Annotated in this window: 7 protein-coding genes and 1 tRNA gene; 1 reads left to right on the top strand and 7 read right to left on the bottom strand. The window is 65.1% G+C overall.

The annotated features are described in order from the left end of the window. Positions 1–80: 80 nt before the first annotated feature. The 4 genes from Q4E95_RS01740 to Q4E95_RS01755 form a co-directional block, all read right to left on the bottom strand. Entirely contained in the window at positions 81–1199 is a 1119-nt protein-coding gene (locus Q4E95_RS01740; RefSeq protein ID WP_303381659.1) for a putative glycoside hydrolase, read from the bottom strand. Then, the gene (pelF, locus tag Q4E95_RS01745; RefSeq protein WP_303381660.1) at positions 1196–2905 is read right to left on the bottom strand and encodes a GT4 family glycosyltransferase PelF; all 1710 of its coding nucleotides are present in this window, start codon (positions 2903–2905) and stop codon (positions 1196–1198) included. The genes Q4E95_RS01740 and pelF overlap by 4 nt, the downstream gene beginning before the upstream one ends. A 111-nt stretch (positions 2906–3016) precedes the next feature. Continuing rightward, positions 3017–4459 (bottom strand): hypothetical protein, encoded by a 1443-nt coding sequence (locus Q4E95_RS01750; protein WP_303381661.1) that lies wholly within the window; start codon positions 4457–4459, stop codon positions 3017–3019. A 245-nt stretch (positions 4460–4704) separates the two neighbouring features. Beyond that, positions 4705–4781: transfer RNA gene (locus Q4E95_RS01755), tRNA-Pro, on the bottom strand. A gap of 141 nt (positions 4782–4922) precedes the next feature. Here Q4E95_RS01755 and Q4E95_RS01760 point away from each other — a divergent pair. Continuing rightward, positions 4923–6191, top strand: coding sequence for an MFS transporter (locus tag Q4E95_RS01760; protein WP_303381662.1), 1269 nt, complete (start codon positions 4923–4925; stop codon positions 6189–6191). A 31-nt stretch (positions 6192–6222) separates the two neighbouring features. Here Q4E95_RS01760 and Q4E95_RS01765 read toward each other — a convergent pair whose 3' ends face one another. From Q4E95_RS01765 to Q4E95_RS01775, 3 genes are all read right to left on the bottom strand, one after another. Beyond that, positions 6223–9084 carry an FAD-binding and (Fe-S)-binding domain-containing protein gene (locus Q4E95_RS01765; protein ID WP_303381663.1) on the bottom strand — a complete coding sequence of 954 codons (2862 nt, stop codon included), beginning with the start codon at positions 9082–9084 and terminating at the stop codon, positions 6223–6225. A 76-nt stretch (positions 9085–9160) separates the two neighbouring features. Continuing rightward, positions 9161–10075: a metallophosphoesterase gene (locus Q4E95_RS01770; protein WP_303381664.1), complete on the bottom strand. Its 915-nt coding sequence runs from the start codon at positions 10073–10075 to the stop codon at positions 9161–9163. After that, positions 10072–12213 carry a transglycosylase domain-containing protein gene (locus Q4E95_RS01775; RefSeq protein ID WP_303381665.1) on the bottom strand — a complete coding sequence of 714 codons (2142 nt, stop codon included), beginning with the start codon at positions 12211–12213 and terminating at the stop codon, positions 10072–10074. Before Q4E95_RS01775 ends, Q4E95_RS01770 begins: the two co-directional genes overlap by 4 nt. Between the last annotated feature and the right edge of the window lie 66 nt (positions 12214–12279).

The raw sequence follows: 12279 nt of genomic DNA on the forward strand, positions 1-12279 counted from the left end.
TGGGCGAACGGACGTCGGCGTTGCTGATCAGTCATGGGTTGATTCCATCACATGCCGTTCGGGAGGACCGTCCCTGGTCCTCACCCCCGCCGCAACACCACACCGCGGCGGGGATGAAGAACCAGACGGGGCCCGACCGGATCACCCTGCACATCGACCATGCCGCGGGGTACCCGCACGCGGCGGCGTCGTCGGCGGTCGGAATTGAAGTTCACCGCGGCCCAGCCGTGCGTGAATTCGCGCCACCAGGTGTGGCCGCGCCGCACTGGTTCATCCAGCGGCTCGCCCAGGTCCCAGTCGAGCTGGGCGACGTGCTGAGTGCGGCTGTAGTCGTCGTGGCCGGTGGCGGAATAGGCGCCGCGACCTGCGCCGAAGATCCAGAACGCGGCCAGACCGTACTCGAAATTGGGGTGCTCGTCGTTGCCGTCGGTGGGAACGCGCAGGATGCTCAGGCCGGGCCCGTCGGCTTGGGGGAGCTGCGACTCGGTGGTCTCCGGGTCGAAGAGATCAACGGGGCTGAATCCCAGCCACACCTCCTCGAAGCCGCCGCCGTAGGCGGCGTGACGTGCCCAGCGCCCGGGTTCGCGCCGCGATTCGGCGATGTTCGGCACCAGGATTTTGCCGACGTCGTTCAGTGCCCGCCCAGCCGTGTGTACCAGTTCTCCTACGCCGTCACGGAAATCGGTCATGGATCGGGCATCACGGATGGGCAGGTCCAGGCCGTAGTAGTCGTCGAACACGTCGTTGTCGGCCATGACGCCGTCGAAGGGCGAATCGGTCAGCTCGGCGACGACGTTGCGAACCCAGCGGTTCCGGTACTCGGGGGACCACACGGTCATTTGCCAGTGCCCCTCGTAGCGGGCCCATTGGATCCGTTCACCGTTAAGCCGCTGGGCGAACCAATCATCCGGGGCCTCGGAGTAGGAAACCCCCGAGCTGTACAGCGGGCCGGGCTCGTAGCTGCGGGTTGAGGACAGGCACTTGTAACAGAGCACGGTCATGTCCGGGCGGCGGCGCTTCAGTTCCGCGGCCGCCTCCAGCTCCCACGGCTGCAGAATGGCCGCGCGGTAGTGTTCGGCCGCGAAGTCGATCTGTTCCGCGCTGATGGGCCAGCCGTAGCGGATCCATGCGCCTACCCCGCCCGTTCCGGGGACGGCGGCAGCGGTGTTGATGTCGGCTACCCCGGTCACTTCACTCACGAAGCGCGCCCGGAAACATGGGCGCTGGCCATGAGCGACTGCCCGGCTGCGTATTCGAAGTTGCGCTCCTCGCCCATGTTCCCGAGCATCCGGTAGAGCTTGTTGTAGGAGGACATGACCTCGTGGAGCTGGAAGAAATCCTCCACGCGCCCGCGGGCGTTGCCGCAGTAGGAACGGTAACGGTCCACATCGCCGATCACGGCCTGGATCCGCTGGGCCATGGTCTCCACATCGCCGGGGGACAGCAGCTCGCCGCACGCACCCCACGTCCGACCGTCGTTGGTGTCCAGGTCGTCCGCCACCAGTTGGCTCATGCCGCCCACGTCCGATCCCACGGTGGGAATGCCCGCGGCCATAGCCTCCAGAACCACGATGGGCTGACCTTCGTTGTAGCTGGGCAGCACCAGCAGATCGAACTGGTCGAGCATATCCCGTACGTTCACAGTGCCGTGAATGGTCACCATGTCGTGCAAACCCAAGCTGTCGATCTTGGCCAGGCATGCCTCGTAGTATTCGGGCACGTGCTCAGTGGGGCCCAGGACATCCAGGTGCAGGTTGGGGAACCCGGCCTTGCGCAGCAGATCCATGCTCGACAGCAGGTCCATGAGCCCCTTGATGGGCACCACGCGGGCGATGTACACGAGCTTCCATGTGTGCTCGCCAGGGTTCGCCGCAATCCGTTCCACCGCATCCTGGCGCTTGTGGTACTTCTCCTCGAATTCCTCGATGACCATGCCGTTGGGCAGGACCACGGACTTGTTGATGTCCGCGCCCAGCTCGGCGGCCTCGGTGATCGCGGTGGGGTAGAGGTAGGTGACCACCTCAGCGCTGGGATAGCAGAAGTGACCCATCTCGATCCACCAGGCCATCCAGGCGCGGTGCTCCGGGGGGACATCGAAGGTGCGGTAATCGTTGGAGGTGACCGACAACGCCATGTTGCGGTCCAGCAGCGTGTTGACGGTGTCCCGCACGTACAGGTTGTGCTCGGTCAACAGGAAGGACGTCCCGTGGTCGCGTGCGGCGGCCGCACCCAGCAGGGCGGCGTAGCCGGTGGTGTGCGCGTGGTAAACGCGGGCGCGGGGCATGGTTTCCCCGAGAACCGCGTGAGCCAGCGAGAAGAAACCGCGCAGGGTCCAGAACGATTCGGACAACGACATACCGAGCTGCGGCATCCGCTCGGTCAACGCGTGCATGAACTCTTGCGAACCGAGGACCGCCCACAGCGGGTATTCACGCGTGCGCTCATTGAAGCCCTCGTCGATCAGCTCCCACAGTGGCTCGGTGTCCCGGTGCTCGGAGAGCGCGGACAGAGCGTCGAAGAGGCGATTCGACAGCCGCGTGCGCTCAGCGGAGTTCATGTTCAGGTCCTTGGGGCGCACAGCCATGAAATCGTGGCGGTGCTCCTGCATGCTGAGGAAGATCACGCGCACCCACTTCACGTTCTCCGGCATGCCGTACAGGTCTTCCATGGGCTGGCTGGCATCCCAGGCGATGTGGATGATGCCGTAGCTCAGGTCGGGGTTGCCCGTCACGATGTCGTGAACGACAGCCGAGACGCCGCCCTTCAGGTACGGATATGTGGATTCCATGACGATGGCCACGTCCACATCCTCGTAGTGCTTTTGTGCCTGTTCCTGCGCGGGCACAAGATCGCAGGCAGGGTTGGCGGCGCGGTGTTTACCGTGGGAACGAACAAAGGGGTACATGAAGAGGCTCCTCTAGAGCGCGTCGGTGGGCCCGGTCGAACCCCGGGCGGGGCGGCGTCTCCGTGCTGCCTGAAGTGAGCGGGCACGCATCGGACGCGGTGGTGGGTGTGGCTACCAGGAAGTGGCGTGACGCCAGAACAGCGTGTACTCGGGCTTGGCCCAGTGCCGCTTGTAGAGGGCCCATGCCCCGACGACCAGGGCGAAGTCGACCAGCAGGAGCAGCGCGTACGCTCCTGTGGTGCCTAGCACGGTGAAGGCGAGTCCGGCGGCCACCAGGTGCACTGCGCCGAGTACCTGCGCGGTGATCTTCTCGCCGATGTAGTCCAGCTCATAGCTGAGGAGCGTGAGCATCATGAAGGTCCACGAGGCCACGGAGACGGTCACGGCCAACAGGGCGTTCTCGGGCTGCAAACCGCCCAACAACAACGACGCCGCCAGCGTCAGTACCATGCCCACCGCACCGGTCCGCAGCACCGAGCGATCCACGATGTAGCTGAGCACGGTGGAGCGGGACGCCATTTCGGGAAGGGGCTCGTGCTCGATGGCCTTATGAAGGCGGGTCACTGCCTGATCGACGTGCGGAGCGAGATTCACGAAGTAGAAGTTGTAGGCGAGCACAGCGGGGAGCATGGCCATGAAGACCACGACCACCTGGAACGTTCCGTCCGTGACGAGGAACAGCACGAACTTGTCCGCCCACAGGACGGAACCGAGCAGCAGGCCCCGTACGACGTCCACCGCGAAGTTACGGCGCCCGAGGCGTTCGAACGTCTTGACGTGGGTCAGGCTGCGGCCCATGGCGGCGATCTGAGTGGTCGCGGCCAGGAGCGGGGGCAAGATCCACAGAGTGGGGGCCACCGCGAGCGAAAGCGCATAGGCGGCCCAGGCAACGGCCCACAACCCGCGACGCTCACCGACGTTGGCCAGCACCAGGGACTGGACGAACAGCACGTGCGCGGCGCACAACGCCAGGTAGGCGCCCATCGCCTGGAGGGACCACCCGGTGGCCAGCCACAGCGGGAGTGCGAACACGGCCACCAGAGGAACGGTTTGCGTGAACATGGCCGGCCAGACCTCGCAGAAGCGGCGGGTGATTTTCTGCATATCCCGCTCCGCCATGAGGCCGCCGATCGCACGGTATGCCGGCATGCACGCAGCCTGGGCCAACCAGGGCACCGTGATCGAGGATGCCAGCACCACGTAGGTGAGTTGCACACCGCCCACCGTGGCCGCGGCCATGTGAGGACTCACGAGCGGGAAGACGATGTTCAGAAAAATCACCGGCGACAGGTAAAGCATCAAGTTGATGCCGCCACGGTTACTCACGGATGAGTTGCTCTCGCCAACCGGAAGGCTCGGCGTGCTGTCCCGTGCCAGCAAGGCGACGGTGAGAAGCACCAGGACGCCTCCCCCCACGGTCAATACCGTCAGGCCGGGTCGAGTCAGGCCATCCACGATGCCCGGAATGAGGGCTGTCAGCAGTAGCGCGGTCAGGATGATTGCGGTTCGGCGCCGACTGTAGGCGTCATGAACCAAGGACTTTATGGACCCCAAGATGTTCCCCCAATGAAATCGGAACACGTTCTCGGCCCCCGCCGGATGAACGCCCGATGAAATAATGCTTCACAGCTCTCTAGATGGCTGTGTTCCCAGAATTCACAGTACGCGTGTGCGAATGCAAAATTCAATCCGAACGCGAAATTAATTGTGGGCTAAGGACTTATTAAGTCATCTGGGTCGCGAACCGGGGCAATGAAAAATCCCCTTGCCGTCACGATCAGTGATGGCAAGGGGAGATTTGGTCGGGATGACAGGATTTGAACCTGCGACCTCGTCGTCCCGAACGACGCGCGCTACCAAGCTGCGCCACATCCCGATGTTGGCAGGCGTACCCGCAAACAACTGCTTCAGCATAGCGGGCCACAAGTGGGATTGTGAAATCCAAGGATCGGTGCGCTGGATCATCGTGGGCGACTCACTGACCACGGTGTCGAGCAGCACGGGTAAGGTCCCCTATATGACTGCGCGGCCCGCCACCGGTGACACGAACTCCCCGTCCCGGGACAGCGCCATCACTTCTCGCACCTGGATCCGCGTGGGGCTCGCGATGTTCGCGGTGGGGTTCGGCACCAACCTGTTCGCGCCCATGCTCAAGGTTTACCGCGATCAGGACGGCATCTCCGAAGCTTCCGTGACCGCGATGTTCGGTATTTACGCCGCGGGGCTGGTGCCCGCGCTGCTGATTTTCGGTCCCATCTCCGACCACTACGGGCGCCGCGCAGTCGTTCGGCCGGCGCTGATCCTTGTCGCTGTGGCCTCGGGCATCCTCGCGGCAGGTAGTGAGGCCCCCGAATGGGTACTGTACGTGGGCCGGTGGATCATGGGCTTCGGGGTGGGCATGGCCATGTCCTCGGGGTCTGCGTGGATCAAACAACTGTCCGTCGACCGGCCGTCTGCGGGCCCGCGGCGTGCCACGATCGTGCTGTCCGCGGGCTTCGGCGGAGGGCCCTTGATCGCCGCGCAATTCGCCCAGTTCGTGCCCGCCCCGCAGGTCACGCCGTATTTGCTGCACATTGCACTGGTCCTCGTGACCGTCCCGCTGGTGTGGGGTGTCCCCGAAACCCAGTTCCCCGCGGCGGGGCGCGTCACACGGCCCCCGTTGGTTCCGCGGATCGCGCTCACGGGCCGGTTCTTCTGGGCGGTCGCCGCGTGGGCCCCGTGGGTCTTCGGCACGGCCACGGTCGCGTTCACGAGCATCCCGGGTTTCGTGACGGACAACGTCGCGTATCCGATCGCTTACCTCGGTCTCATCTCCGGTGTGGGCATGTTTTCGGGTGTCTTCATCCAGCCGGTCGCCGCGCAACTCGCCTCGCGCGGCTGGTTGCCGTTGTCGGTCGTCGGCCTGGGTGCCGCGAGCGTGGGTTTGCTGGTCGGCGGCATCGCCGTCGAGCTGGGCAGCGCACTTCTGGTGGTTCCCGCCGCCATCATCCTGGGGTGCAGCTACGGCATCATGATGGTTTCCGGTCTGCGGGAGGTGGAGATCATCGCCGAACCACATGAACTGGGGGCGCTCATCGGCGTCTTCTACACCCTGACCTACACCGGTTTTGCGGTGCCGTTCGTCCTTGCGGTTCTGGGCCCGTTCGTGGGGGAGGTCTTCGGGATCGGCCCGGTCAGGGGTTTCATTGCATGCTTGGCCTTCGGTGTGGTCGTATGCCTTGTCTCGACCGTCCCCGTGGCGCGGGCAGCCTCCCGAGCCGTGGCGCACCCGCGCCATGAAATCTGACGACGCCGCTCTGCACCGTCCCGGCCTCCCGTCACCTGCTCGCGCGCTCGAGTACCTGCAACACGTGCTCGTAGGCCTTGCCGGTGGCTTCGGTCATGCCCTGTTCGCACGTGCGGTTGAGGGAGACATAGGCGTCGTAGTGGGTGGCGTTGACCTCCGCGGCCTCCGGGGCCGTGGCGGCCGCGGTGAGTTCCGGGTGCAGCATTCCACGGTCACCGGCGTACCCGCAGCAACCCCAGGCGAAGGGGACCGTGGCCCGTTCAGCGGCCGCGCCGGCGAGGCGCATGAGGTGATCGTTGATGCCCAATTGCACAGAGGAACAGGTGGGGTGCACGGCCATCGAGCGCACCGGGTCGGACACCGTGAGCCGATCCAGCACGTGCTCCGAGACGAATTCCACGGCGTCCACAAAGCGCAACGGCGCGTACTTCTCGGTCTCCTGAGCCAACTGCTGCATGGTTTCCAGCCCTTCGGTGCACGAGGACGCGTCGCACACGATCGGCAGCCGGCCGTGATCGGAAGCCTCCCACAGCGTCTCCAACGTGCGGTGGGACATGGTCTTGTAGCCGGTGGGTAGGCCCTTGGACTTCCACGGAGTGCCGCAACACGTGGCCGTGATGCCCTGGGGAATGCTCACGCCCACTCCGGCCCGCCGGCACAGCTTGAGGAAAGCCTCCGAGACGGAGGGGCCGGCACCCTCGACCGTTCCGAACATGGTCCCGATGCACGCGGGGAAGAACACGGCACGGGCTTGTTCGGCGGAAACATTCGCGGGCGACGTCGTCAAGAAATCCCGTGAACGGCCACCCGCCGGGAGCTGGGGCTTGTACTGCGGAACGTTGTCCGCGCCCAGGGCCGCCCGGGCCACCGCGGTCGCACTGACCGGCAGCACCGCGGGCAGCCGGTTGGCCACGGACAACGCGAAGGCGGCACCGGGGGCCGTCACGGACCAGGACCGCGCCAGACCCGCCCAGAGGGCATCCGCCACCTTGGAGTGATTCTCCGCGCGCAACCGACGGACCAGGTCTCCCGTGTTGATGTGTACGGGGCAGGCGGTCACGCACATGCCGTCCACGGCGCACGTGTCCAGGCCGGCGTAGTCGTATTCGCGGGACAGCCGCGCGGCCAACGCCCGGTGCCCGGCGTGCTCCGCCTCCGCGATCTCGCGGCGACCCGCAATCCGCTGCCGCGGGGTCAGCGTGAGGTTCTGCGAGGGGCACACGGGCTCGCAATAACCGCACTCCACGCAGCGGTCGACCTCTTCCTCCACGGTGGGCGCCGTCTTGAGGTCGCGCAGATACGCGGTGGGGTCATTGGTGAGGATCACGCCCGGGTTGAAGCGGTACTCCGGATCGATCAGGTGTTTGAGCTCGAGCATCACTTCGTAGAGTTCGTCGCCGTACTGCCGCCGCACGAACGGCGCCATGATGCGCCCGGTTCCGTGCTCGGCCTTCAACGCGCCGCCGCGATCAAGGACCAGATCCACCATGTCCTCGGTGAACCGTTCGTAGCGCTTGAGCTGCTGAGGGTCCGTGAACTGCTCGTTGAGCATGAAGTGCACGTTGCCGTCCTTGGCGTGCCCGAAGATCACGGAATCCTCGTAGCCGTGCGCGTCGAACAGCGCGGTCAGTTCCTCGCACGTCCCGCCCAGCTGCGACACCGGCACCACGATGTCCTCGAGCAGCGCGTTGGAACCGGTCGGTCGGTTGCCCGCCACGGTCGTGTACAGGCCCTTGCGCACGGTCCACAGGCTCGCGCGTTCCCCGGGGTCGGTGGTCAGCTGCGCGGGGGTCTCGAGCCCCAGGTCCGCGAACAACGACGACGCCGCGCCGGCCTGGTCCCGTACCTCGGCGTGCGAATCCGCCTGGTACTCGACCAGCAACGCGGCCTGCTGGTCCACGGCAATGTTCATGATCACCGGGGGAGCCTGACCGGTGCGCTGGGAGACCTTCAACGAGGTAGCGTCCAGCAACTCGACCGTGGCGGAGTGGGCGTCCACCAGTTGCGGCACGGAGCTGGTGGCCGCCACCACCGTGGGGAACACGAGCAGGCCGGTGGCCACGAACGGATGAATGGGGACGGTGCGGAACACCGCCTGGGCCACAAAACCCAGCGTGCCCTCCGAGCCGATCATGAGGTGCTCGAGGATCCGCACGGGTTCCTCGAAGTCGACGAACGCGTTGAGCCCGTAACCCATGGTGTTCTTCATGGCGAACAAACGCTCAATGGTGCGCACCGACTCGGGGTTCGCCATGACGCGTTGCCGTAACAGGAGCAGTCCCTCGTGGAGTTCGGGTTCGGCGGCGCGCAACTGGGCGCCCGCGTCCGCATCGGCGGTGTTGAGCACCGTTCCGGAGGGCAGCACCACCGTCATGGCTTCAAGGGTGCGGTAGGTGTTGAACTCGGTGCCGCACGCCATACCCGAGGAGTTGTTGGCCACCACTCCACCCACGGTGCATGCGGCCTCACTGGCCGGATCCGGGCCCAGCTTGTACCCGTGGGGTGCCAGGCGGGCGTTGACCTGCCGAATGGTGACCCCGGGCTGAACGCGGACCCTGGCGCCGCCGTCCAGCACTTCGACGTCGCGGAAGTGCCGGCGGGTGTCCACCAGAACCTGATCGGTGACGGCCTGCCCGGACAGCGACGTACCACCCGACCGCAATGTGAGGTCCACTCCGTGCCGGGCCGCAGCGGCAAAGACATGGCCCACGTGCGCAGCATCTCGAGGGCGCACCACGGCTTGGGGTTGCAGCAGGTAGTGGGACGCATCGTGGGCCAGAACTCGTCGTTCCAGCTCACTTTCGGCAATCGCGCTCGCACCGCACGCCTCGCGTACCTGCGCCACGAATCGCTCGGTGGCGGTGATGGACTGTTCCTGGACGGGTGCGCTCATGCGATGCTCCTGCGGGGTGTGAGGGTGCTAACACCCATGGTAAGACCACAGGCCGACAAGCGCGAGGCGGTGTCGCTCAGTCCGTGAGCGTGAGCAGAACCGCCTGGGGCGGGCAGAACAGGCGCACGGGGGCGAAACGGGATTCCCCGAGCCCCTGAGAGATATTCACCGGAACACCTTGGTGATGGATCAGGCCCTTGCAGATGGCGGGATCCAGATCGCAGTTGCTCACCAGGGCACGACCGCCGGGAAGACAAACCTGACCGCCATGGGTGTGACCCGCGAAAATGAGATCCGCGCCGTCCTCGACGAATCGGTCCAGGGTCCGCAGGTACGGGGCGTGCGCCACACCGATGCGGAGGGCGGCGGCGTCGTCACCGGAAGGTGTCTTCGGAAAGCCGGGGTGACGGTCATACGCAAGGTGCGGATCGTCCACGCCCGAGAAATCGAGCACGGTGTCTCGTACGCGCAGGCGATCGTGGCGATTGATCAGGCCCGTCCACCCGGCGGCGTCGAACGCGCGGTGCATGTCCTCGGTGGGCAGCCGCGTGTTGTCCACCGGATCTTCGCTGGCCGTGGTCCGCCACAGGTACCGGAGGGGATTCTTGGGCTGGGGCGCAAAGTAGCAGTTGGAGCCCGGCACGTACACGCCCGGGAACTCGAACAAGGGATCCAGGATGTCCAGCAGGTACGGCAGCGCTCGCAGATGCGAGAGATTGTCACCGGTGTCGATCACCAGATCCGGCCGCAACGCCGCCAGTGACTGGACAAAGCGCTTCTTGGCTTCTTGGCCGGGGACCGTGTGCAGGTCCGAAAGGTGCAGGATGCGCAGCGGCCTGGAGCCGGCGGGCAGAATCCGCACCGTCTCCTGCCGCAGCTGGAACCGATGCCGTTCACCGAACACCGCCCACGCGGCGGTGCCCGCGCCCGCAGCTGCTAGCCCTGCGGTCAGTACCGCGGCTGCGCGGGCACCGTTACTCACGGGACTCATTTATTGGTGGAGAGCACGCTGGACGGCGGATCCGAGAACTGGGACGTGTCGTAATCGCGGGCCACCTCGTTCATGAAGTTCTGCCACTGTTCACCGGCGTACGTGGAACCGTCGACCCAGTCGGTGCCGGTGCCTCCCGTTCGGCCACCGATCGACAGGCCGTTCAATGACCGCGAACCGAGCTCGTAGTTACCGACCCAGGACGCAGTGGACAGGCCCTTGGTGTAACCCATCATCCACGTCTGGGTGGAATTGTCGGTCGTGCCGGTCTTGGCCGCGGAGGCCCCGGACAGGCCGATGTCACGCTGATAGCCGGAACCGCGAGTCAGGACTTGCTCCAGGGTGTAGTTCACGCCCTGGGCCACTTCTTCCTTGATGGCACGTTCGCACTTGTCCGCGGGAATCTCGTAGGTTTTCCCGGTGAAGTCCTCGACCTTGGTCATGGAACGCACCTCGCACAACACGCCGTCGTTGGCGAAGGCGGAGAACGCGCGGGCCATGGTCATGGGAGCGATGTCCACGGAGCCACCCAGCAGGGAGGACAAGATCGTGGTGTCGACCGGTTCTCCGGTCTTACCGTCGTGGATGCCCAGATCCTCGGACATTTCTCCGATGTCGCACAGGTCGAGATCCGCGGCCATCGCGAACAATGCGGAGTTGATCGAGTTGTACAGGCCGTAGTCCACCTGCATTTGACGCTCGTAGCCACGCGTCGCGTTCTGGAACGAGAGGCCGTTTCCGTCCTCGCCGGGCTCGTACTTCACCCCTCCGGGCAGGCAGGACGCCGTCCACTTGAAGTCGGCGGGGTAACTCGTACGACGCGCGTCAATGGTCGCCTTCACGCCCTTGCCGGCGTTGATCCACTGGGCCAGCGTGACCGGCTTGTAGGTGGAGCCCACTTGGAAGCCACCCGCACCACCCATGGTGGTGTCCACGTTGAAGTTGTAGGTGGTGTTCGAGGCACCCTCTTCACCGGAGTAGGAAGTGTTCTGGGCCATGGCGGCGATGTGGCCGTTCTTGGGTTCCAAGGACACCAGAGCGGTGGAGACGTTGTCGGGGTTGTTGTCACGCGGCTGGGTCTTCTCGACTTCGCGCTCCGCGACACGCTGAGCGTCCATGTCCAGAGTGGTGTGAATGGTCAGACCGCCGCGCTGCAGGGTGGCCAGACGCTCATCGGGGGTTGCACCGAAGGCCTCGGACTGCAGGACCTCGTTCTGCACGTAATCGCAGAAATAGGGAGCGGTTGCCGCGGCGGAACACCCCGAGTTGGTGGTGTGAATGTCCAGATCCAGAGGAGCCGCGACAGCTTGATCATGTTCCTGCTGCGTGATGGCACCGGTCTGCACCATGGTGTCCAACACCAGGTTGCGGCGCTGCTCGGAGGCCTCCGGGTTGACCTGCGGGTTGTAGTAGTTGGGGGACTGCACCATGCCGGCCAAAGTGGCGGACTGCTGGACGTTCAGCTGCGAAGCGGGGATCCCCCAGAAGTACTGGGCGGCGGCTTCAACCCCGTAGTTCTGGCCACCGAACAACACAATGTTGAGGTAGCCCTCCAGGATCTCGTCCTTGGACATTTCTTGTTCCATGGACAGCGCGAGCTTGATCTCCTTGATCTTGTCCACCACGCCCTTGTCCGAGCCAATGGTGCTGGCCTGTTCACCGGCGCGCACCTGTTGGTCGATCAACAGATTGTTCACGTACTGCTGGGTGATGGTGGAGGCGCCCTGGCGGGCGCTGGGGCGCAAGATGTTGTTACCCATGGCGCGAACGATGCCGCCGGCGTCGACACCACCGTGGTCGTAGAACTCACGGTCCTCAATGGCCAGGATGGCGTGTTGCATGTCCTCGGACATGTCCTCCAGCGCAACCGGTTCCCGGTTCTGCGCGAAGAAGGTAGCAATCTCGGTTCCGTCGCGAGCCACCACCGTGGAGGAACGGGACAGCGGCCCCATCTCCATTTCATCGGGGAGGGACTTGAACCAACCAATGGATGCGTTGGCCGCCATGCCGGCTGCTGCTGCGGGGGGTACGAGTAGCCCTGCCGCCACGATGCCTGCGACGACTGCGGTGGCGAGGAAAGCCACAACATTGCCGAAGACCGAGGCGGGCTCGGAGTCCGAGTTCTTGCGTGATGCCATTGCGCCAGTGTACAAGCCAGGGCTGGAAGCAAGGGCGCACCGGAGAGCACAGTCACAGGGGGTGAT

The sequence above is a fragment of the Kocuria sp. genome (assembly GCF_030536815.1).
GTDB classification, from domain to species: Bacteria; Actinomycetota; Actinomycetes; order Actinomycetales; family Micrococcaceae; genus Kocuria; species Kocuria gwangalliensis.